15 protein-coding genes and 13 pseudogenes are annotated in these 22,635 nt (G+C 39.8%); 18 read left to right on the forward strand and 10 right to left on the reverse strand.

Annotated features, from left to right (window positions below; translation table 11 throughout):
- Positions 1-446: 446 nt before the first annotated feature.
- Positions 447-617, reverse strand: a pseudogene (locus BTN49_RS22250) (IS982 family transposase); the annotation flags it as partial.
- Between the two features lie 116 nt (positions 618-733).
- Between BTN49_RS22250 and BTN49_RS07225 the strand changes: the two are divergent.
- From BTN49_RS07225 to hemE, 4 genes and pseudogenes are all read left to right on the forward strand, one after another.
- Positions 734-1,854, forward strand: a pseudogene (locus BTN49_RS07225) (IS256 family transposase).
- Positions 1,855-2,085: 231 nt separating this feature from the next.
- A complete protein-coding gene (locus BTN49_RS19140; protein ID WP_263363695.1) occupies positions 2,086-2,208 on the forward strand; it encodes a hypothetical protein in 123 nt (40 codons plus the stop codon).
- Positions 2,209-2,857: 649 nt separating this feature from the next.
- Positions 2,858-3,537, forward strand: a pseudogene (locus tag BTN49_RS07230) (transposase).
- A gap of 359 nt (positions 3,538-3,896) precedes the next feature.
- Positions 3,897-5,006, forward strand: a complete 1,110-nt coding sequence (hemE, locus tag BTN49_RS07235; protein ID WP_097356620.1) for a uroporphyrinogen decarboxylase — start codon at positions 3,897-3,899, stop codon at positions 5,004-5,006.
- Between the two features lie 161 nt (positions 5,007-5,167).
- Here the strand turns inward: hemE and BTN49_RS07240 are convergent, their stop codons facing one another.
- From BTN49_RS07240 to BTN49_RS13120, 3 genes and pseudogenes are all read right to left on the reverse strand, one after another.
- Positions 5,168-5,428 carry a hypothetical protein gene (locus BTN49_RS07240; RefSeq protein WP_097356621.1) on the reverse strand — a complete coding sequence of 87 codons (261 nt, stop codon included), beginning with the start codon at positions 5,426-5,428 and terminating at the stop codon, positions 5,168-5,170.
- Between the two features lies 1 nt (position 5,429).
- Positions 5,430-5,716, reverse strand: a pseudogene (locus BTN49_RS17890) (transposase); the annotation flags it as partial.
- Between the two features lie 105 nt (positions 5,717-5,821).
- Positions 5,822-6,010 (reverse strand): hypothetical protein, encoded by a 189-nt coding sequence (locus tag BTN49_RS13120; RefSeq protein WP_146679261.1) that lies wholly within the window; start codon positions 6,008-6,010, stop codon positions 5,822-5,824.
- 94 nt (positions 6,011-6,104) lie between these two features.
- Between BTN49_RS13120 and BTN49_RS07250 the strand changes: the two genes are divergently transcribed.
- Positions 6,105-6,620, forward strand: coding sequence for a CreA family protein (locus tag BTN49_RS07250; protein ID WP_394336655.1), 516 nt, complete (start codon positions 6,105-6,107; stop codon positions 6,618-6,620).
- Between the two features lie 3 nt (positions 6,621-6,623).
- Here the strand turns inward: BTN49_RS07250 and BTN49_RS13125 are convergent, their stop codons facing one another.
- Complete coding sequence (locus tag BTN49_RS13125; RefSeq protein ID WP_146679263.1) at positions 6,624-6,839, reverse strand: hypothetical protein; 216 nt, start codon at positions 6,837-6,839, stop codon at positions 6,624-6,626.
- 38 nt (positions 6,840-6,877) lie between these two features.
- A pseudogene (locus tag BTN49_RS07255) lies at positions 6,878-7,235 on the reverse strand (transposase); the annotation flags it as partial.
- Positions 7,236-7,491: 256 nt separating this feature from the next.
- On the opposite strand from BTN49_RS07255, the gene nrdD reads away from it, so the two are divergent.
- From nrdD to BTN49_RS07270, 3 genes are all read left to right on the forward strand, one after another.
- Positions 7,492-7,806 carry an anaerobic ribonucleoside-triphosphate reductase gene (gene nrdD / locus BTN49_RS07260; RefSeq protein WP_146679265.1) on the forward strand — a complete coding sequence of 105 codons (315 nt, stop codon included), beginning with the start codon at positions 7,492-7,494 and terminating at the stop codon, positions 7,804-7,806.
- Between the two features lie 925 nt (positions 7,807-8,731).
- Complete coding sequence (nrdG, locus tag BTN49_RS07265) at positions 8,732-9,214, forward strand: anaerobic ribonucleoside-triphosphate reductase-activating protein (RefSeq protein WP_097356625.1); 483 nt, start codon at positions 8,732-8,734, stop codon at positions 9,212-9,214.
- 639 nt (positions 9,215-9,853) lie between these two features.
- Complete coding sequence (locus tag BTN49_RS07270) at positions 9,854-11,956, forward strand: DNA polymerase (RefSeq protein ID WP_223823795.1); 2,103 nt, start codon at positions 9,854-9,856, stop codon at positions 11,954-11,956.
- A gap of 24 nt (positions 11,957-11,980) precedes the next feature.
- Here the strand turns inward: BTN49_RS07270 and BTN49_RS20805 are convergent.
- A pseudogene (locus BTN49_RS20805) lies at positions 11,981-12,142 on the reverse strand (IS982 family transposase); the annotation flags it as partial.
- Between the two features lie 423 nt (positions 12,143-12,565).
- On the opposite strand from BTN49_RS20805, the gene BTN49_RS07275 reads away from it, so the two are divergent.
- The 7 genes and pseudogenes from BTN49_RS07275 (at position 12,566) to tnpC (ending at position 17,469) form a co-directional block, all read left to right on the forward strand.
- Positions 12,566-12,757 carry a hypothetical protein gene (locus tag BTN49_RS07275; protein ID WP_097356626.1) on the forward strand — a complete coding sequence of 64 codons (192 nt, stop codon included), beginning with the start codon at positions 12,566-12,568 and terminating at the stop codon, positions 12,755-12,757.
- An 18-nt stretch (positions 12,758-12,775) separates the two neighbouring features.
- Positions 12,776-12,859, forward strand: a complete 84-nt coding sequence (locus BTN49_RS20810; RefSeq protein WP_394336656.1) for a hypothetical protein — start codon at positions 12,776-12,778, stop codon at positions 12,857-12,859.
- A gap of 292 nt (positions 12,860-13,151) precedes the next feature.
- Positions 13,152-14,063, forward strand: a pseudogene (locus tag BTN49_RS07280) (IS5 family transposase).
- Positions 14,064-14,612: 549 nt separating this feature from the next.
- Positions 14,613-14,951 (forward strand): annotated as a pseudogene (locus BTN49_RS07285) (GIY-YIG nuclease family protein); the annotation flags it as partial.
- Between the two features lie 453 nt (positions 14,952-15,404).
- Entirely contained in the window at positions 15,405-15,572 is a 168-nt protein-coding gene (locus BTN49_RS19145) for a transposase (RefSeq protein ID WP_423248239.1), read from the forward strand.
- 59 nt (positions 15,573-15,631) lie between these two features.
- On the forward strand, positions 15,632-15,778 hold the full coding sequence (locus BTN49_RS20815; protein ID WP_423248240.1) for a transposase: 147 nt from the start codon (positions 15,632-15,634) through the stop codon (positions 15,776-15,778).
- A gap of 326 nt (positions 15,779-16,104) precedes the next feature.
- Positions 16,105-17,469, forward strand: a pseudogene (tnpC, locus tag BTN49_RS07300) (IS66 family transposase).
- Positions 17,470-17,480: 11 nt separating this feature from the next.
- On the opposite strand, the gene BTN49_RS07305 reads toward tnpC, so the two are convergent.
- A complete protein-coding gene (locus tag BTN49_RS07305) occupies positions 17,481-18,236 on the reverse strand; it encodes an alpha/beta hydrolase (protein ID WP_223823794.1) in 756 nt (251 codons plus the stop codon).
- Between the two features lie 586 nt (positions 18,237-18,822).
- Here BTN49_RS07305 and BTN49_RS07310 point away from each other — a divergent pair.
- Positions 18,823-18,996, forward strand: a pseudogene (locus tag BTN49_RS07310) (transposase); the annotation flags it as partial.
- Positions 18,997-19,152: 156 nt separating this feature from the next.
- Here BTN49_RS07310 and BTN49_RS07315 read toward each other — a convergent pair.
- A pseudogene (locus tag BTN49_RS07315) lies at positions 19,153-20,382 on the reverse strand (IS256 family transposase).
- A gap of 98 nt (positions 20,383-20,480) precedes the next feature.
- Here BTN49_RS07315 and BTN49_RS17900 point away from each other — a divergent pair.
- Positions 20,481-20,987, forward strand: a pseudogene (locus BTN49_RS17900) (transposase); the annotation flags it as partial.
- Between the two features lie 764 nt (positions 20,988-21,751).
- Positions 21,752-22,210 carry a dCMP deaminase family protein gene (locus BTN49_RS07320; RefSeq protein ID WP_097356632.1) on the forward strand — a complete coding sequence of 153 codons (459 nt, stop codon included), beginning with the start codon at positions 21,752-21,754 and terminating at the stop codon, positions 22,208-22,210.
- Between the two features lie 116 nt (positions 22,211-22,326).
- On the opposite strand, the pseudogene tnpA reads toward BTN49_RS07320, so the two are convergent.
- Positions 22,327-22,635, reverse strand: a pseudogene (gene tnpA / locus BTN49_RS07325) (IS200/IS605 family transposase); the annotation flags it as partial.

The raw sequence follows: 22,635 nt of genomic DNA on the forward strand, positions 1-22,635 counted from the left end.
TAGAAGCCAAACCAAAAACGTGAGGAATATCGTTCAGATCAAAAGATTCGTTTTCTTCGTTCCACTCTTCAACCTGACGATCAAGACGCTTTAAAACTTCGCAATCTTGTTCTCGCTGCCAGTCGTTGCGAGCTACCAGAGTTTCAAATTCAGCAATAGAGATAGTTTTCATGGTTAAATCCTTGTCTTCTCAGAGTCGCCGCTGAGTTCGGCTGTGGATGTCTCCACGTTCTTAATACAAGTGTATTTGGTTTATTATGTCAATCATTAAATCCGATTTTAACCAATTAATATATCCTGTGAAAATCAATCACTAAATTCGCATACCCATATTAACTAGCCTCAGATTTGTATAAGTAACGCTTATGCAGATTCTGAGGTTAATTCAGGAGATTCGTTGTGAGGTAGCGGAAAACAAAGTAAATGTAATAAGTTCTGAAGTCTCAATACCCCGATTGATGGAAAGTCATCACTATCGTTATCACTTCGCTAATGGAGAGGCGAGAAGGCTTGTTTCTTTATTTGACACTGGAAGAAATTAGATGTTTCCCCCATGCAGGGAGGAAAGTTTGGCAGAAGTCGTCGACATCGACGAAAACAGCGTCTAGGTCATTCATGCCAAAGTAATTCTGCAGTTAATCGTTTATTTCAAACGATCAGATCGTGACTTGGGAATTTAGTTCATTTCTTATGCGTAGCTCAGGTTAAACTAGACAACCCGCTTAATGAACTACTGAAACAAGGCGCACAGCAGTTGTTGGTTCAATCCTGACTCGATAATTTTACAGCACTCCAAGCTAACGGAAAGTAGGGATTGGTTCACAATGGCCATTTGCCTGAGCGGCACCTACAAACCAAGCTCGGCGATATTACCGTCAAAGTCCCAAAGATTCGAGATAGAACAGGGATTGGAATCAAGTTCAGCAGCACACTGGTTCCGCTCTATCTCAAGCGACCAAAAAACATAGAAGAGCTTATCCCTTGGTTTTATCTGCGGGGGATCTCTATGGGCGATATGTAGCCAGCCCTAGAATCGCTATTAGGTAAACAAGCCAAGGGGTTGTCAGCAAACAGTGTTTTTCGACTCAAGTAGCAGTGGGAATCAGAATACGACCCATGGCGTAAGCGCACCCTAAGCAAACAGCGGTATGTCTACATTTGGGCTGATGGTATTTACTGCAAAGTTCGGATGGATGACAAGCTTTGCCTGCTTGTTGTCATTGGCGTCGATAATTCCGGCTGCAAGGAAGTGCTAACCGTTATTGATGGGTACAGGGAATTAGCGGTCAGTTAGCTTGAAGTTTTGTCACAGCTAACGTACCAAGGTATCAGTATCGCTCCTGAACTCGCCATTGGTGATGGCGCTTCCCGTTTTTGGAATACAGTAACAAAGTATTGGCCAACGACGCGTCATCAGTGCTGCTGGGTACACAAAACGGCCAATGTATTAGATAAAGTCTTAAAATATGTTCAACCAAGAATGAAAGAAACGCTTCATGATATCTGGATGGTGGAGATACAACAAGAGGCATAGAAATCCTTCGGATAGTTTAAAACACGATATGGTGCCAAATATCCCAAAACTGCGAAGTATCTGACCAAAAATAAAGTGGAAATGCTGCATTTTACAATTTCTCCGCGGAGCAATGGATACATATTTGAACGATAAATCCCATTAAATCAATATTTGCAACAGTGAGGCTAGGAACGAACAAACCCAAGAATTGTAGAAGCCTAAAAACGACACTGGCCATGGCCTGCAAACTGCTGAGGTTAACAGGGCGTAGCCTGCGAGGCTTTAAATTACTCGCAGATATAATCAAAGGTATAAAATTTAGAGATGACATTAGTTAAACGAACGTCAATCATCAGGATACTGCTCTGAAAGCTGTACACCAGATTTGATCATAGCTCTAAATAACGCTTACTATGCCACCTCGAAGCAACGCGGAGTGGTGGGAGGAAGGGCATCCTAGACATGAAGCTGTAAAGCCATTAAAAGAGGACAAACAGGAGCAGTAAAAAAAGGATAGGGGTAATAACAAATGTTCATTAGCAGAAACAGGAATGTTTTGCTATAAATAGTTGCTCAGCCTTAAACTCACTCTTCGTGATTATAATGATCAAGTTGATGCATCGTTGGCAAATATAAAAGCGATGAACAAAATTATAAGACTAGGTATACTTTTTTGCCAGCAGATAAATTAAGACTTTAAACAAGATTGGGATCAGTGCGTTATAGGCCTGATTTAGTCAACAATACTGAGGTAACCTGCTGATTATTCATGGTAATACCGCTTGTTTCTTTGGAGGTAAGAACGTACCTATTTCGGGAGTTGGCTTCCTCTTCCACACTCGACACATAAGTGTCGCAGTTATTATCTGAATTCAGGAATAATCGTTTCTTGATTTGCAGAGAAGCCGAAAAATATTTGCACTTTCAATGGTTTTTATTCACTGACAAGCATATCTGTAATATCAGAAAGATTGATAGCGCCAATAATATTCAGCTGACTATGATTCACTGTGGTTTCAAGGACTTTATCCTATCCCATATGTATCCATCCATGGATGATTTTTGTTGCTTGCGTTGGATGGATAGCGTTAATGAATAAAATGGTTTCATCTTGGATACAGCAGGATTTATGCTTGTCATAGTGACTGATGAAATCTAGGTTCTTTTCCACGTTAAACTTTCTGGGGGCACCTTTTAAAGCATCTTATAACTGAAACTATTTCGAAAGAGCCCTTTATTCATACCAATAATTAACATGAGCTGCGCATAAGGAATGAACTAAATACCCAAGTCGCGATCTAATCATTTGAAATAAACTATTGACTGCAAAAGGAGTTGGGCATGAGTAACTTAGACGTTGTTTTCGTCTATGTCGACGACTTCTGCCAGACTTTCTTTCCTGTATGGGAAAAATACTTAATTTCTTTCGGTATCAAACAAAAAAATAAACCTTCGTGCCTCTCAGTTAGCGAAGTGATAACGATAGTGATAGCTTTCCATCAATCGGGGTATCGAGACTTTAAAACCTATTACATCCACTTTGTTTGCGCTTTGCTCTTACCTCACTCACCGTCAGGTAAAGCCGACAGGGATTGCCTTTGTTGATTCGTCTAAGTTACAGATTTATCACAACCTCCGCATTCTCAAACATTAGTTCTTTAAAGGTACCGCGAAGCGAGGAAAAGGAACTATGGGGTGTTTATACGGAGATAAAGGTTATATCTCTGATCCATTGGAGCGAGAACTTGTAGACAAGAGAGTGATACTGATAACGGGTGCAAAAAACATGAAACCCAAAGTTATTAAACTTTGGAACCGCCTGATACTCCGGAAATGATTTATTATTGAAACCGTTCTTGACCAACTAAAAAATATCTCCCAAATCGAGCATTTACGGCACCTTAGTTGTGTCAACTTTATGGTTAACTTACTAGCAGGGTTCATCGCGTATTCATTTCAACCTACAGAAGCCAAGCATCAAGATGACTCGGTTTGGTAAGCAAGCGCTTATGCAGATATGAGGTTAATTATATATTTGACGCCAAATCACTGTTCAACATATTCTTCAACTTAAAAGGTTTTATGATAAGTGAATAACTGAAATTCGCGATGAGCATCACGCGTTGAATTATGCAGGGAGTCGAATATTTATTTGTGCTTTTCGGTTAACGTTACTTTCATAGAAAGTATGCGGGATCTTAATTTTATTGAGAATAAAGCATCTTCAATGATCACGAGTATAGGGTTGATTAACACAATCTTGACGTAATAACTAATGAATCATACATACTATGTGTGGCATGACTCTAAAACTGTAGCGAATATTACTTGAATACTACTGAGTGATATGATCACCCATCTAATTTTTAGGATGAAGACAATGATAAAACTAAAAAACGATCGATATTTACGCGCCCTGTTAAGGAAGCCAGTGGATTACACACCAGTATGGATGATGCGGCAGGCTGGTCGCTATCTACCGGAATACAAGAAAACGCGGGCGTTTGCTGGTGATTTTATGTCATTGTGTAAAAATGCAGAATTAGCCTGTGAAGTCACTCTCCAGCCATTGCGGCGTTACGATCTAGATGCTGCAATTTTGTTTTCAGATATCTTGACTATTCCTGATGGGATGGGACTCGGTCTTTACTTTAAAACTGGAGAAGGTCCAAAATTCGAGCGACCTATTGCCTGCAAAGCTGATGTTAAAAAGATTGGTTTGCCAGATCCAGAAAGTGAACTGAAATATGTCATGAATGCGGTTCGCACTGTTCGAAAACAGTTGGAAGGCAAAGTCCCATTGATTGGCTTTTCTGGTAGCCCATGGACACTAGCAACATACATGGTAGAAGGTGGTAGCTCGAAAGTATTTACTAAAATCAAAAAAATGATGTATGTCGATCCACAGACACTTCATTTATTGTTGAATAAACTTGCCGATAGTGTGATTGCGTACCTGAATGCACAAATTAAAGCGGGTGTGCAATCAGTGATGGTATTTGATACTTGGGGAGGCGTGTTGTCACCACGAGACTATAACGATTTTTCATTGCAATATATGCATAAAATTGTCGATGAATTAATCAGAGAAAATGAAGGCTGTCGTATTCCCGTGACCTTGTTTACCAAAAACGGGGGTCTGTGGTTAGAAAAAATTGCATTAACAGGCTGTGATGGTGTTGGTCTAGATTGGACGATTGATATGGCGGATGCTAAACGTCGTATTGGTGACAAAGTGGCACTACAAGGCAATATGGATCCATCGGTATTATACGCATCACCAGAGCGTATTTGTGAAGAGGTTTCCACGATCCTTGAAGGATTTGGGTATGGTTCTGGCCATGTTTTCAATCTAGGTCACGGTATTCATTTAGATGTTCCACCGGAAAATGCTTGTGTATTCGTTGATGCTGTTCATGAGCTCTCTAGACCCTATCATCGAGAACTAATTTCATCAGTCCCAACAAAAGATATCATTGATTTACTATGATTTTTATCCCTGTATTATATATACACCTTATGCAAAGTCATGCGTATAAACTTGATATTTTAAATGGCATTTAAGATACATGGTATTTTCGTAAAATTTCAAAAGAGCCGTAGATCGGATTTTTCAGAACACACTTATACTGCCAGTGAATAAAACTACTCTCAGACAGGTATGTTTCCCGCCTCTTCCATCTGGCTTTTCTTGGGTCTCTGCCACAGATCAATATCTGCTATCATAGTATTGGAACCGATCTGGTCTATGACCACTTCTTCAGGGAGTCCATGCATACCGAGTTTTATAACTTTGTTTATCGCTTTCATATTTGCCAGCGCTTCACTAATTTGAGCATTATCATTAACCTCAGATCTACATAAGAGCTTGCTTATGCAGATCTGACAGATCTGAAGTTTTTCAGAACGCATTACTAATGCAGGTGTATGTAGATGATTTCAGCGGGACATTCATCAGCGTAAAAACCGAATTGAGAAAGCCTCCTAATCCATAAAGTGGGAGTTTGAAAATACCTTTCACCATCAGTACCGTTTCAATTGAGGTATCCGAGAATATAAATCCACGACTGTGACGCTTTAGACAAGGCCATGCTTAATGGCAGCGACGTCTATTCAAAAAGTGACTGAACCACGGTTTACTAATACTTAATTATATTGTTTCCAGTTGCTGAACTTGTGCTTGGCCTTTCCTTTTTCCATCCTCACCTACCGCTTAACTCCATGATGATCTGATCGTAGAAATTGCGATTAGTTCAGATATTTTGGAAACAACGCCCCTGTTAGGTGATGGTAGACAAATTACGTTTAATACGTTTTAAAACCACCAAACCAAGATTGATTAAAAGATATAATAATCATTATTACTTTACTAATTGAAAAGCGAGAAGGTTTATTTCTTGTTCTGATATCTGAAATCAGGTATCCTTCCTGTGCAGGAAGAATATTCTGATATAAATCGTCGATTTTGGTGAAAACAGCGTCTGAAGTATTCATGCAAAAGTCTTTGCCTGACTGATGATTTGATTTAAACGATTCAGATTGCGACTTGGATATTTAGTTCATTTCTTATGCGCAGTTTAGGTTAACTATGATTAAATCGTTTAGAACTTATGGCCGTTCCATGTTTACGGTCTCTCTCATTTGCCTGGCCACATCAGGGTGTTCTGAGGATGAGGTGGGGAGTGTCAGCCTCGGTTTATTCACCACTAAGGACATAAAAATCCAGATCTTTAATGATCCAAAAGTACTTGGTGTCACCTGCCACCTCAGTCATGTGAAAGCTGACCTAGACTTTTCTGACCCTTCAGACATGGGAATAGCCTGCCGTCAAACAGGGCACATTACAAAAGAGATGATTGAAACCATCAACAGGTCAAAATCAGGCGAAGTGGTGTTCACTGCATCAAAAAGCATCCTATTCAAATCGATGAAAATTCGACGTATTTTTGATGCGAAAAACCAAACCCTGATGTATCTGTCCTACTCCACTAAAGAAATACAAGGCAGCCATAAACACAGTCTGTCAACGGTACCACTTTGGGGTACCAAGGCGTGGAAAACCCTTATCAATAGAGATGAATCGTCATTCAGTATAGATTCTTAGTATTCAATGGTCATGGAGTAATTTGGTTGTCATGTAATTTAACCTCAGATCTGTAGTAAGTGTGGCTTTTCCGAACCGAGTGATTCCAAGGCTCGGCGTTTTTAATGGAAACGTATAAGTAATGAATCCAGTAATCAAGTTAACCCTAAATCTCATACCACTTCGATACTGAGAATGCTCAATTTGGGATATATCTTCCAGTTCTACGAATACTGTCATCGATGATAAATAGCTTTCTCATGTTTTGTCGGAAAGTTAACGATGTGGGCGCCAGCTCCTCGACTCAGTAAAAGGTACTTAACTTTTATGATCTTCGATCCGCTTACTGATGCAGGTATATGTAGGGGACTTCAGGGGGAAAGTCATCAACGTAAGAACCGCATTGAGGAAGCCTTCCAATCCACGAAGTGGGAGCCTAAAAATACCTTTCACCATCAGTGCTGTTTCAATCGCTGTGTTCGAAAATATAAACTCACGGCCACGATGACCGTGATGCTTTAGACAATGCCATACCTTAATAACAGCGACGTATCTCCAAAAAGTCACTGAACCACGGTTTACTAATGCTTGATTATATTGTTTCCAGTTGCTGATATTGTGCTTTACCTTTCCCATTATAACCTCCCGCTTAATTCTATGATGATCTGATCATAGGAATTTTGATTAGTTCAGATATTTGGAAAAGAACACCCCACACTGTTGCGACAAAACCTCTTACCGTATGTCGAAATCAATTACAGAAAACACTTACTCTAATGTGCAGAAGAATGGGAGATTTCAGTCGTGTAAATTTATTAAATTCCCACATAAAGAAGGAATATTATGATATTTTCAAATCACTTGAATAGGCTCTCACACTGAGAATTGACAGATACCGTTTGTTGCTTTTGATTTTGGTTCGGGTAAATATTGGTCGGCAGGCTTAATCCAGTCTTCAATTCTAAGAAACTGTATAGTAGGATTGGGTAATAACCGTAAGACTGTGGTGCTCCAGAAGCTTGTATTTATTGTGAAAGTAGGCTTAAATCTGGAAAGTAGTGAGCCGAACTATGACATCAAACAACTTATCCTAGAGCGTGCGTCTAAGCGTATGTACCCAGATACCCTCAACTATGATTATGTTGTAAAAGTGATGAGTTCATTTAAAACCCCAATGAGATATCGCAAATTTCTTGAAACCAAATGAAGAAAATGGAGAACTGATCCATGAAAGTTGCAACAACATTGGTGTGATAAGTTTGAATTTGCATCGGTATCCAGATGCGTGCAACCCGTTGTGAAAAAACCTTCTATAGATTACTCGATGATATTATAATCATAGCTTGTGAGAGCGTTAGATACGCGTATGCGCGTATAGCACGCTTTGATAGCGTGAAAGTGCAGGTCGCTCCGATCCTATATATGGAAGGAACATGTTGGGTTCGATTGAAATCAACGACCACATTGAGTAAAATATTTAAACACAGTGGCGCATCTATATCTTTCACTTGCATTGGTTGACATTAAACAATGTAATGTCTTGGTGAACATTTATACGACTCAGAAATACTGCGTAAAAAAGCACTTTCCATTGTGGAATATATGAAAGCTGTAACTGATCCCTAGAAGAACGAAACCTGTTACGACTTCAGTTTATAAAGCATACTGAGCAAAATTTTATGCAAAAGAGTTTAGTTTAATAGATGGAGTGATAAACAAGGGCTATGACACCAACACTTTTCGCTTGGAGGTGGGAAATATATAAATTCATATAACAAAATTGATTCAGAGATGCCTTAGCCGTTAATCGCAAATAGTGCTTTTATTTACTATGGCGAATATTAGAAAATTCAATACAACATCGAAGCATTAGAAAATGTTTAGGATTATAGCTATGATCGAGTGCCTTATTATGGGATAAAAACACCTGTTTATGAGTATTATGAGGGTAGGTTCATGGGTGAATTTGGCTGATCCAGTAAAAGTTCTTCATACCCTACGTTTGGTCATAATAATCCAACAAAAATATCAGGCACGCGCCGTGTATGTGGCTATTTAGCCAATACTTATGCCCATACGTCTAACGATGAAAATCAGGAAGAAATCGTGTTAAGCATCTATAGATTATTTAAATGAATTTCCATCAGTATTATCCAATTGATGTGGTTAATGGAGAAGGAACGAGATGTACGATGTTTGTTGCAGGGTGTGAACACCAATGTAGAGGCTGCTATAACCAGACCACTTGGTCTCTGTATTCAGGTCAGATATTTGATAAAATAATAGAAGATCGTATTATTTCTGATCTGAATGACACTCGAATTTTACGTAAGGGGTTGTCACTTAGTGGTGGAGATCCTCTTCACCCAAGTAATGTTGCGACGATATTAGCATTGGTGCAACGTGTCCGACAGGAATGCAAAGGAAAAGATATTTGGCTTTGGACGGGGTATCAATTAGCAACGTTGAGTGACTCACAGAAGCTTGTAGTTGAACTTGTTGATGTCCTCATTGACGGTAAATTTGAACAAGAACTCGCCGACCGTTCTCTTCCTTGGAGAGGTAGCACTAATCAGATTGTACACAGGCTTTCCATTAAATCAATTAATACTTGATATTATCAACTTTCAACTTCAGCTATTATTCCAGCCTTACCGTGTCCCTTTTTAGGCGTTTCACTATTTTCGGCTTATCTAAAACATATGCCAAAATGAACATAGGCCGCAGTAGGTGGCCTATGTCTTAGTTTTTGAGGTGGTAAGGAACTGTTATTTCATGGATGTGCAGAGCTTGAGAAATCATAACAGTACCCCAACTTGCTGATGCAAGCAGTATTATTTTTAATGCAGTTACGGATTCGACCATCACAGGTTATGTCATGCAGGGTCTCGAATCTTTATTTTTTATTCCTAGTCAACATTACTTTCATAGCACGTAGTTTGATCCTCATTGTATTGAAAATTAAGCATCTTCAATAATCACGAGTATAGTACTAACACCTGTGCATTTCAGATGACGGAGGGCACAACTCATTCGACCTAAGAAAAATCGCATTGAAGCTCACATGTTGTGTGATCGTTTCATAGATAACTCGATTGGTTTTATGATTTCAATGTCCTACGATAAAACCATAAACTTTATGCCTCGCGTATTGAAAAGAACCTTCATTAAATAAAACCTGCAAAATTTTTTAAGTAAAAAGGCAAGATAGGAAGTAAGGTAAAGTAAATTATTAAAATAATAGGGGAGGAAAGATGTGTTCGACCCAGTTTACATTAAGACAATACACGGCTCTTGATACCCTAATGGCCTACACTCGCGGTGACACAAGCAAAACACTCTTAGCTTTTGACATCGAGACTAACGGCTTACTAGATACAGTGTCCCTCTTCCACTGCGCAGTTACAGAGAACCTAGTGACTGGCGATAAGAAACACTACAGACCCAATGATTACCATGAGTTACTTGAAGCCTTATCTGAAGCAGATGCTATCATTGCACACAACGGCATCAAGTACGATGTGCCAGTTCTTAAACACTTATTCCCGTTCTGTAAGTTATCTGAGACAAAGATGATTGATACGTTAGTTATATCTCGGTTGGCTTTTGGTAACTTGAAGTCCCGTGATGTATCGGGCATTCATAATTACGCTCAATTAATAAAAAACAAAAAGGAACAAGGGCAAGAAATTAGCAAAACCTATAATCCTATAGATGGGATTCTTCCACATCAGCTCATTGGATCTCACTCACTGAAAGCGTGGGGATACCGCTTGAAAGAGCCGAAAGGGAAGTATGGTGAGCAAGAGGGAGCGTGGGACGTCTTTACGGAAGACATGCTATCTTACTGTGAGCAAGACGTTACGGTCACCTGTAAGCTTCTCAGACACTTACTACGGGAAAAACTCACAAAGCGATCTCTTCACCTTGAACATGAAATCATGTGGTTGATGTCTACACAGGAACGCAATGGCTTTAAGTTCAACGTTGAAGCGGCCAAGGAACTTTACTGTTTCCTATTTGGTAAACGAGAGGATATTAGACAGCAATTAATTAACACATTTGGTTCTTGGTACATCTCGAATGGTGTGACGGTGCCAAAGCGCTCTATGAATAGACAGGGAGCCTCCTTCACGGAAGGCGCAGCCTACACAAAAATAAAGCTTACAACCTTCAACCCTGCCTCACGTCAGCATTGTGCTCGTGTTCTGATTCGTAGTGGATGGGAACCACAGATCTTCACTGACTCAGGTGAACCAAAGTTGGATGAAGAAGTTTTAAAGACTGTAGACCTCCCTGATGCTGAAATGTTGCGGATGTTTTTCATGCTCAACAAACGCATTGGTCAACTTGCAGAGGGCACACAAGCATGGTTAAAAGTTGTAGGGAAAGACGGCTTCATTCACGGGGTTGTCAATCCAAATGGTGCGAACACAGGCCGCGCAACCCACAGTAATCCAAATATTGCACAGTGCCCTACTGCGGCTGCTTCTGTCCCTTACGGTGCTGAATGTCGTTCCTTATTCACTGTGCCAGAAGGATGGATTCTTTTGGGTTCCGATGCGAGTGGCCTTGAGCTTCGCTGTCTCGGACACTTTATGGCGAAATATGACAAGGGAGCATACGTGAATGTCGTTCTTGAGGGTGATATTCACTGGGCAAATGCGCAAGCTGCTGGATTCATTGGCTCAGGCATAAAATATGAAAAACACAAGGAGGCTCATAAGATAGCGCGTGACGCTGCTAAACGTTTTATCTACGCATTCTTATATGGCGCAGGTGATGAACTGATCGGTGGACTCGTGGGCTACACAATTGAAGAGTACACGGTCTGGAGAAAGGCTGACAAACACAAGAACGTTATCAAAAATTTTGAACGTAAGGGTGTGCATTGGACACAAGATATGGTCTGTAACACTCTCAAGGGACGGGAAGTGAAATTAAGGTTTCTTGATGGACTTCCAGCACTAAAGCAGGTAATAAAAGATTGTAAGCAAACTGTTAAAGAAAACGCTTGCATTATTGGTATTGATGGTCGTATTTTACCGACGATGAGTCCACATGCAGCATTGAACTACAGCTTGCAAGGGGCTGGTGCTTTGGTCTGCAAATTGTGGTGTGTTACCGTTGATCAGATGATGAAAGGAAATGGTTACACTCATGGATTCGATGGTGACTATGCGTTTTGTGCATGGGTTCACGATGAGATCCAAGTTGCGTGTAGCTCAGAAGATATTGCCCATACGCTAGGACATTCATGTAAAGACGCAATGAAATATGTTGAGGTTTACTATGAGTTTAAATGTCCGTTAAATGCCGATGTGAAGCAAGGAACATCGTGGTTAGACACTCATTAATTAATCCCAGATCTGCATAAGTGCTTACTTATCAAGCCGAGTCATCTTGATGCTCGGCTTCTCTGGTTGAAATGAATACGCGATGAGTGCTGCCAGCAAGTGGACCATAAAGTTGATACAATTATGGTGCCTAGAATGCTCGATTTGGGATATGTTTTTTCGTTGGTCGAAAACGGTTGCAATAATAAATCATTCTCAGAGCATCAGGTGGTCCCAAAGTTTCATCACTTTTAGTTTCATCTTTTTTTACCTAGGAATTTCCTCCCAGAAACTATATGTGGTATGGCTTAAGGCATGTCCATTTCTGTGATACATTGAGCACGCTTTAACAGATAAAAGGCATGACTTGATTTCAAAGGTATCAAATCGAAGCTGTTTCGCTTTAAACGTATTTTTACTACGAATTTGGTCATATTCGTATCCAGTAATCTTCGCTATGAGACCGATTATTATCATTCATAAATTGCTAAGATGCTAAAGGGTGGAAGCCTAGAAAATGGCTTTACCACTTACCAATGCTTGGGTTGAGGTCAAGAGCAACATAAAGTTAACTTTGGTTGTAAGGGGAAAGCTTCTCCGCAATGTGGGAAGCGTTATGTACGGGAGAGTATGGTCAAAATAGGCGTTCACCTGTTTCCTAGAGTGAGCTATCAGCAAGTTGTCTTAACATTGCCTGAGCAACTTCGTATTCCTTTCCATAATCACTCCAATCAAAAGCGTTTGTATTCTGGGTTTATGGTCTTGGTAGAAGCCTGCTTATCAGCGTTGATTCAGGCGCACTTTAAGACCGATACGTATTAAATCTTCGTCATTTTTTTCATCCACATCCATAGTCGTAATGGCAACTATAATCCGCATTTACATGTAATCTTGGCTGGAGGTGCATTCTTTCCTTCAAATTAGGATTGGAAAGGGTTTCAGCATTTATCGTTATCTTAATTACGATTACGTTGGTAAAAAAACTTACTGAAATTAATGGAGATTGAGTTTTCGGCGCGTCAATATGTGATTAACCTGAGCTTCCAATACAATGATACATAGTTAAATACTTTGGAAAATTGATATTTGGTTATTAGATCATATCTTGTATTGCGGGTAACCCGCAGAACGATTTCACGAGGCGTTGTTTCCCAAATATCTGAACTAATCGCAATTTCTACGATCAGATCATAATGGAGTTAAGTGGGAGGTACTGATGGGAAAGGGAAAGGCCAAATACAAGATTAGTAATCTGGAAACAATATAATCAAAGCATTAATAAACCGTGGCTCAGTCACTTTCTGGACAGAACCCTCTTCTATTAAGCATGGCATTGTCTAAAGCATCATGGTCATCGTGACCGTGGGTTTATATTTTCAGATACCAAGATTGAAACAGCATTGATGGTTAAAGGTATTTTAAAACTCCCACTTCAGTGGATTAAAAGGCTTCTTAAATTCTGTTTTTACGTTGATCAATGTCCCGCTAAAATCCTTTACATACACTTGCATTAGTAAGCGGTTCGAAGACCGTAAAAATTAAGTACTGTCTGCCGAATCGAGGCGTTATCTCCCACGGTATTATTGATACCACAGGCCTAAAGGTATACGGAAAAAGTGAATGGAAGACACTTAAACACGGTAAGGGTAAGCGGCAGATCTAGCGCAAACTTCATCTTACCGTTGATATGTATACTCATGAGGTTATCGCTGAAGAAGTTAGCCTAGTTTTTGTGGGTAATAATGAGGTTTTATTTACATTGTTTAATCCATTACGAGGAAATATACAGCAAGCAGTTCTGATGGAGCCTATGACATATAGGCATGTCACTATGTACTTAAAAAAGGAATAAAGCCCAGTATTCCATCGCGAAGCAACGCGGGTACTGGGAGTATGGCATCCTAGACATGAAGCTGTAAAGGTTTTAAAAGATGACAAACTGGCGGAGTGAAAAAAGGATAGGGGTTATCAAAAACGTTTATTAGCAGAGACAGTAATATTTCGCTATAAACAGTTGCTCAGCCCTAAACTTACTCTTCGTAATTACAACGATCAAGTTAGTGAAGCGTTGGCAAATATGAAAGTGATGAACAAAGTTATAAGACTCGGTATGCCTGTTCGCCAGTAGACAAATTAAGACTGTAAAGAATGTAAAGAAGATTAGAACCAGTGCATTATAGGCCTGATTTAATTAACAATACCACAGACAATTTTTTAAACAGGATCATATCATTCATTGGTAATAGCGCAGAGAATTAACAGTATACGATCATAATCTACTTTATCAGAAGGAGAGAAGACCATCTTTGATGGAAACCTAACTATTTATGATCTTTACCTAGGTTACACCACTCCAAATTCCATATTTCTGAACGGTGATAGCTTACTAAAAAACGACATTCAACGTCAACGTTAGCCACAATTATTACCTTGATAAAATAGGTATTTTATATGAAAATTAATCTGTTCGTTAGATAACCTAATATGTAAGGGATGCGTTAAAAGGACTTATCAATACTCTTTTGTTTAAATTGAGCAGTTAGGACTAAACCACCATGAAAGTTAACCATATCGATAAATCTAGTCCATGTGGATAAGAAATTCCCACTTATGACTTTAGAAAAAGAAATCCTTCCTTTTACAAGATGGAAAGGAGGGATCTCGGTGGTACGTCTATTTCATTCGTACACGAAATGATGCCTTATATTGCGGGGTGACAACGAATGTCTCACGCCGATTTGAAGAGCATCAAGAAAACCGCAGAAAAACTGCCAAGTATTTGAGAGGTAAACAGCCACTTATCCTTGCTTGGTCATTGGACGTTGGAGATAAAAAACTGGCGATAGCGCTAGAATGGAGAATTAAGAGGCTTACCAAACAGGCCAAAGAGCGCCTTTGCTTAAAAAATAACAGGACTCTGGTATTATTTGATGACAGTATTTTATGTGGGAAAGCCACCGAGCAAAACAGTAAAAACAGTTTGTTAATTCTAAGTTATTTGCTAAAGTTACCTTAGATGAGATATGACAGGGGAGGCAATGTTTAAGTAATCCGATCTGCGTATAAAAAATGAATCAAATGTCCGAGTCTTGATCTGATCGTTTGGATCAAATTATCAAGTTGGAAAGGATGTTAGTATGAATAATCTAGACGCTATTCTCACTAAGATCGAAGATTTATGTCAGGTTTTCCTTATTTTTTCAGAAAAGAACCTGATTTTAGGTATCAAAATAAGACATAAACCTTCTTAGCTTCCAATCAGTGGAGGCAGGGCGATTATTGTATATTTTCATTAATCTAGGTTTCGTAATTTTAAAACGGATTACACGCAATTTATCTGCAGTCAGCTAACAGGTGAATTCCCTGATTTAGTCAGCTATACATGGATGCTTAAGTTGATGCAAAGTACTCTTGTTCTCCTTTGTTCCTATCTGACTCACTTCCAAGCCGAACCTACGGGCATCGCAGGGTGGCTAAACGAGGTCAAGGGACGAGGGGATGGTTCTATAGCTTTAAACTTCACCTTATCATCAACGACCAAGACGATATCATTTTGGTAATGGTAACGACAACCAATATTGGTGATGGAAAACTCATGCTTGATATGACCAATAATCTCTTGGAATCACTCTATTAGAGATAAAGGGTATATATCTGACTCCCTTAAAAATTCTCACCGAGAAAGGGATTAATTTCATCACTAATACACGGAAGAATGTAAAACCAAAGGTGATGAACTTTTGGGATTGTCTTATGTTAAAAAATAATTTATTTATCGAGACAATCTTTGATTATATGCAAGATATATCCCAAATAGAAAGTTTCCAGCACGAAGTAGTGTGAGCTTTATAGTCAACCTTATTGCTAGACGCATTGATTATATATTCCAACCAGAAAAGCTTAGCCTTCAGAATCACTAGGTATAAAAAAGCCTCTATGACACAGATCTTAGGTTAACTAGTATCGGACTTTGGACTCAAATTCAGGCATAAAGAATATGTTATTCCATATTCACATCAATATACATTTTTAGTAATCGTTCACCAGTCCCCCATTGAAAAGTAATAAGTGATGATCATCTCCAGATCGACAATTGCCTATTGAGTGATCTTGGCAGCCTGCCAAATTGGCTTCATAAAAAAGAAGCATTGTGAAAATAAACCCCCACGGTGGAACAATTTGGCTCCGAGCAAGCCAACGCACTTATCCGTGAACTATGGAACAAGCTTTGTGAGTACGAAGATAGGTTATTTGCTAGTTCAGGGAACTCATCACGCTCTCCGCCGTCAAACTCCCCAGCTGAGAGGGACCGAGCGAAAAAAGCTCAACACCCTCGAAGCCGAGCCATGAGGGACAAAAAAGACCAGTAAGCGAGCTCAAAGAAATCGATTCCCTTGTGTGTTGTCAGCCAGATACCTACTACACCTAATTCGGTGTAAATGTTGTTATGAATACGGAGTCTACCCATCGTCATCAAGTCTTTGCGTTACCCAAAGGATCGCTGGATATTACTGAATATCAGTTATTCCATGGGCGGTGCCAGCACTGTAGTCCGAGCTAATTTTCCTGATGACGCCTCATCAAGTCAGTTAGGTCCTCGGTTATTTAGCACATTACCGTTTTATTTGGCCAGTATCATCTAGGTATCCGCAAAATATAGAACCCTTTTATGGATCAATACGGCACGCATTTTTCTGTCAGATTGATTAGTTAAGCCCAAGGACGAGTTAGTAGTATGTTAAGGCCGTTGCATTAGGCGCTGCATCACAATGTAAAATAATCTACTGTTATTCATATAGATGAAACAACGCATAAATGACATGGGGAAGCGGTTACCAGATGGATCTGGCGCCTCAGTGGCAGTGATGCGGTATATCCGAATTTTCGTTATCGTCGTAATGCGGAAACATCAAAAGCAATGTTGAATGAACAGTGCCACGCGATAGTGATAACCGACCAATGTGGTAGTTATAACTGGCTGGATCCTATGTGCCACCAGTTCTGTTGGGTACATGTCACCTGCAATTTACAACAAATTCGGAGTATAGCGGTGGAGGTTTAACTTCTCATATTGGTAAACTTTTTGTTCTGCTCTGCCATTCGCTATTCCGAATTAAACACCTCTATGAGCAAGAAAAAATCACCGACATCGAGTGGTAGCGACGAATGTCTCGTTTTAGGAATAACCTTTAGGCTTGGCTAAGAAAAGGTGAACAGGTTACAACATCTCGGTATACTGAAAAGTGTGCTTATATTTTAAAGCACGAACAGGGACTATGGGTTTTCCTTCATCATGAAGGCATACCATTGACCAATAATGAAGCTGAGCGGTATATTCTGGGCAGCGTTATCATGTGTAAAATCTGCTTCAGTACCAGTTTTCACCGAGGAGAATTGTTCCGTTCACGTGTTCTGTCTGTGGTGGAAACCTGTAAGAAATTAGGCTGTCTACATTGGATGTCATTAGCGATGTAGTGTCATCAGTGATCCGCAAACAATCCTATTCTAACGTGTTTAATCTCATAAATATCTAGTCAAGTCACCTCTAGTGAACGCTTACCATTTTTACTAAGAAATCTAACACGGTTGTCTCATATTTTATAGAGTCGAATTGGTATAAATCATTATGTGAGGCACCTTTAAACGACGTGAATCGTTTTGGAGAAGTTATATTTTGGAAAAGTAATGTTGCCTCCTGTATGGAGGTTCTCCTATCGTCTGTTCCATTCATGATCAATGCCGGTGCTGATATATTTTTAACAGCGTGGGTTGGTTGTAGTTCGCTGAGTGCAATGCCTAAACGTAATGGAACTTGTTGGTAAAGCAGGGGTGCGAAAAGGGTTCCTACAGATCCCAAACGAATGTCTAACCTGTTTTCTACAGACGTTTCTATACTCGAATAAATAGATTCTAAAATATAACCCTCAACATCAATGGGTTCAGCCCCAAGTATGGCCGAAGCACCGCCTAGGGAAACACCCAAGGCAACGACTTTCCTACATTCCTTGGTTTCTTTCAGAAATCGAGTTGCAGAACGTGCACTTTTAGATTCAAGATAACCAAAAGTAATGTGCTCACCTGAGGTTTCCCCATGTGCTTGTAAATCAATCGCAAATGCCGAATAACCTGATCCTTGCAGAAATATGGCTCTTGGCACCATATCTAGCTTCGACCCACGATTACTATGCATCAGCAATATGCAGATATTATGCGCTTCAGCAGGGAAATACCAACCATGAACATCATCAACAACTACTACCTCTACACTATATCCGAAAGGAATGGAGTTAGCATTAGACATTGCAGGAGATGATAACTTACTCCCTGCAATCCAAATCATAATGACAGAACTTAGAAACATAGTAATGAACACAGTAAAGAATCTTTTCATTTCAACCTCAGTCTGGTGTAGAAATAACAGCTACTTCAACGTGTTATAAAAGATGTAACCGTTCAAAATTCTAAACACAATTATGCAGGGTTGTATTGTGGCGCTCATATAATATTCAATTGAAGCACTAGCACTAAATTAAGTTATCACGGTCCATCTACAAAAACCGATTTCCATGCATAATAAATGCCTTACTAATATAACAACACTAAACCCGATCATCCTCAAGGAGGAAGGAGCGTACTTATTTGGATAACAAATAACTTCCAGTATAATTAGGCTCTTAAAAACCGATGGCGAATTGCGTTATTTCCTAAATATCTGAACTAATCGCAATTCCTACGATCAGATCATAATGGAGTTAAGCAAAAGGTGATGATGGGAAAGGGAAAGGCCAAGCACAAGTTCAGCAACTGGAAACAATATAATTAAGCATTAGCCAACCTTGGCTCAGTCACTTTTTGGATAGACGTCGCTTCCATTAAGCGCATGGCATTGTCTAAAGCATCACAGTCATCATTGCTGTGAGGTTATATTTTTGGATACCGAGATTGAAATAGCACTGATGGTGAAAGGTATTTTCAAGCTCCAACTTCTTGGATTAAAAGGATTTTTCAATTCAGTTTTTATGTTAATGAATGTCCCGCTGGAATCCCCTACATACACCTAAATTAGTAAGCATTCGAAGACTGTAAAAGTTAAGTACCGTTTACCGAGTCAAAGAGTTGTCTCCCACGTCATTATTTATGCCACAAGCCTAAAGGTATACGGCAAAGGAGAACATGAGTTATGGTCAAATCTGGTGTATAGCTTCCAGAGGAGTGTCCTAATGATTGAGGTTTGTTTCACAAATGCCATCTCTGATTTTCATGCCTTTGATGATATCCGAGAGTAATTTAAATCCTCGCAGTCTATGCCAGTTAGATTCAGTGGTTTGCATCAGTTTACAGGCCATTGCCAGTGTCGTTTTTCGGCTTTCACAATTCTTGGTTTTGTTCGTTCTTAGCCTTACCTTTGCAAACATTGATTCAATGGGGTTTGTCGTTCGAATATGTATACAGTGCTCGGTGGAGAAATCGTAAAATGCCAGCATTTCTACTTTGTCTTTGATCAGGCACTTCACTGCTTTTGAATATTTAGCACCATATTCGCGTTTCGAACTATCAGAGTGTTTTATGTACCTCTTGTTGTGTTTCCGTCATCCAGATATCGTGAAGTGTTTCTTTCATTCTTGGTTGAACAGATTTTGGAACTTTATTTAAGGTATTGGCCGTTTTTTGTGTCCAGCAATGCTGATGACGCGTCATTGGCTAATGCTTTGTCACTGCATTCCAAAGACCTAGAATACCATCACCAATGGCGAGCTCAGGAGCGACACTGATACCTTGGTATGTTAGCTGTAATAAAACTTCAAGTTAACTGACCTCTGACTCCCTGTACCCATTGACAACTGCTAGCATTTCCTTGTGGCCGGCATCATCGACGCTAATGACAACAATCAGGCAAAGCTTGTCATCCATCCTAACTTTTCAGTAAACACCATCGGCCCAAATGTAGACATACCGCCGTTTACTTAGGTAGCGCTTACGCCACTGGTCGTATTCTGCTTTCCACTGTTGCTTGAATCGAGAAACAATATTTACTGACAACCCCTTGGTTTGCTTACCTAAGAGCAATTCTAGGGCTGGCTGCATATCGCCTGTGGAGATCCCCGCAAATAGAGCCAAGGGATAAGCTCTTCTATGTTTTTGGTTCGCTTGATATAGGGCAGAACCAGTGTGCTGTTGAACTTGATCCCGCTCCCTGTTCTATCTCGAACCTTTTGGGTTTTAACGGTAATGTCGCCGAGCCCAGTTTATAAATGCCGCTCAGGCAAATAACCATTGTGAACAACTCCCTGCTTTCCCTTAGCTTGGAGTGATATAAAATTATTAAGCAAGGATTGAACCTCGGCTTCTATAGCTTGAGCCAACAGTTGCTGTGCACCTTTTTTCAGCAGTTCATTAAGCGGGTTTTCTAGTTTATGAAGCTCGATAACGTTATGATTATTGTCCATGCGGTGTATTCCTTGTTAATTGTTGATCTGGCAAGATCAATCAACAAGTTACACCGCATTATTTCCTACATATACACCAGAAATTACTATAGCTCATGGAGACGTGTAAACACGGGAAGGAGAAGCAGCGTATCTGGTATAAACTTTATCTCTCGGTTGATGTGTCTACTCATGAAGCTATCGCTGCAGATATTAACTTAGTTCTTGTGGGTGATAATGAGCTTTTACCTACATTGCTTAACCCATTACGACGAAAGATATAGCAAGTGAGTAATGATGGAACCTATGATACAAAAGCATGTCACCACGTACTGAAGAACAAAGGAATAACGCCCAGTATTCCATCTTGAATCAACGCCGGGTACTGGGAGAAAGGGCATTCTAGAAAGGAAGCTGTAAAACTTTAAAATAGGACAAACGGGCGGAGTGAGAAAAGGATAGAGGTTATCACAAACTCTCATTAGCATAGACAGCCATGTTTCGCTATAAACGGTTACTCAACCCTAAACTTACTTTTCGTGATTACAATGCTCAAGTTGGTGTGTAAGCTGGTAAATGTGAAAGCGATGAACAAAGTTCTAAGACTCGGTATGCCTGTTCGCTAGTAGACAAATAAAAACTGTAAAGAAAATTGGGATCAGTGCGTTATAGGCCTAATTTAATCAACCACGCCATCCGGATATGTTTTTTTAAACTGAGTGTAGGTTCTGTTGATTGTTGGTGGTAGTCTATCGCATTAGATTCAGTGGTGAATCTAGCTTTGACAGGGAAAGCTAGATCGTCACTTAAGGCAGGGACATAAACGATATCGAAAGGGTCGCCAAGAAAAGATACCCTCCATTAAAAATGGCTATCATCCATTGATGAGCGAGTATCCTTAAGGCGTTATGTATGATACTCGGAAACGATTGTGGAATTGATATAGTGTTAGGCCAAATTATATTGGCTCTATAGTTAAGATATTAGAACGTAAAAGTCATTTTTACTTGATTTGAAAAGTACATTAATTATCCCTATATAAAGGCATGTTTCATACGGTTACGGCAGATAATAGTCAAAAGTTTGTTTATCATAAAGAGATCTCAAAAGCTTTGGATACAAAAATTCACGGTACCCACCATCACTGTTAAAGGGAACGAGGGACAAATGGAAATGCTAATGGGTTTTTGAGATAGTAGGTTCAAAGAACGGGACAAACTGAAGAAGGATCACTATTGCAGATATTTCCCTCTCTCAAGCAAAGATACATCATAGACCTAAAAAATATTTAGGCTTTAAACAACTAGCCGTTCTTTTAATGGTATTAAAAGATTGATTGGGAAATGTCGTACTCCAGATTTGAATTCAGGAGTAACGTATTGGAGACGCAGTGATATCGAAATGGGCAATACGCTTTTATCAGATGGCAGAACTTGTTGGTTCATGGAGCAAAGATCCCTCAACACAAGTTGGGGCGGTGATAACCCAAGGGAACCGCATTGTTTCAGTGGGGTTCAATGGCTACCCACATGGTATCTCTGACAGCTTAGATACCGATGATCGTAAGATAAAGTTACTTAAGACACTTCACGCCGAAGAAAATGCGATTCTTTTTGCTAAACGTGACTTGATTAATTGTCACATCTGGGTTACCCATTTTGCATGTCCGAGTTGTGCGGCAAAAATTATTCAAACAGGGATCTCTCAGGTTTATTTTCCAGAGCAGGATGAAGACTTTCTTTCTCGTTGGGAAGATAAAATTAAAATCAGTGCAGGTATGTTTCATCAATCTGGCGTTACGGTGACTTTGCTTCCACTGTCTGAATTGCCGGCGAAGCGAAACATATAATTTTAGAACAAAAGTAGATATTATTGTCACAATAAACTAGCTTAGCAATATCGCCGTAAACCCTCGCCCAATGCGGGCGGGGATATAAGGCGAACTCCCGTAGGGAGTTAAAATGCTCAATTCGGTGTGGATTGACTGTTCACGTAAGCTTTTAACGTCTCTATTGTTGCACCTCCGGCAGTGCAAGCAAAATAAGAGCGTGACCATAACGCAGAGCTTTTACTCTTGCCTTGCAAGGTGCGTATTTTGCTGACGAAGCTGACGGGACGACACTGCTTTTAAATTATTGACCATCACACTGATTGCAAGCTTTGGTGGGTATGCAATAAGTAGGTGAACATGGTCTTTTTCACCGTCCATTTCTATCAGTTCGCATTCCAATTTTGAACACGCTGACTCAAAAGCGTCTCGAAGTTGTTGGATCA

The sequence above is a fragment of the Candidatus Enterovibrio escicola genome (assembly GCF_002464935.1).
In the GTDB taxonomy this organism is placed as follows: Bacteria; Pseudomonadota; Gammaproteobacteria; order Enterobacterales; family Vibrionaceae; genus Enterovibrio; species Enterovibrio escicola.

Excerpts from the sequence above, each read along its gene's own strand:
- hemE (WP_097356620.1), top strand. The coding sequence starts at position 3,897 with ATGATAAAACTAAAAAACGATCGATATTTACGCGCCCTGTTAAGGAAG.
- BTN49_RS07240 (WP_097356621.1), bottom strand. The coding sequence starts at position 5,428 with ATGCGTTCTGAAAAACTTCAGATCTGTCAGATCTGCATAAGCAAGCTC.
- BTN49_RS13120 (WP_146679261.1), bottom strand. The coding sequence starts at position 6,010 with ATGAATACTTCAGACGCTGTTTTCACCAAAATCGACGATTTATATCAG.
- BTN49_RS07250 (WP_394336655.1), top strand. The coding sequence starts at position 6,105 with ATGATTAAATCGTTTAGAACTTATGGCCGTTCCATGTTTACGGTCTCT.
- BTN49_RS13125 (WP_146679263.1), bottom strand. The coding sequence starts at position 6,839 with ATGACAGTATTCGTAGAACTGGAAGATATATCCCAAATTGAGCATTCT.
- nrdG (WP_097356625.1), top strand. The coding sequence starts at position 8,732 with ATGAATTTCCATCAGTATTATCCAATTGATGTGGTTAATGGAGAAGGA.
- BTN49_RS07270 (WP_223823795.1), top strand. The coding sequence starts at position 9,854 with ATGTGTTCGACCCAGTTTACATTAAGACAATACACGGCTCTTGATACC.
- BTN49_RS07275 (WP_097356626.1), top strand. The coding sequence starts at position 12,566 with ATGGTCAAAATAGGCGTTCACCTGTTTCCTAGAGTGAGCTATCAGCAA.
- BTN49_RS07305 (WP_223823794.1), bottom strand. The coding sequence starts at position 18,236 with ATGTCTAATGCTAACTCCATTCCTTTCGGATATAGTGTAGAGGTAGTA.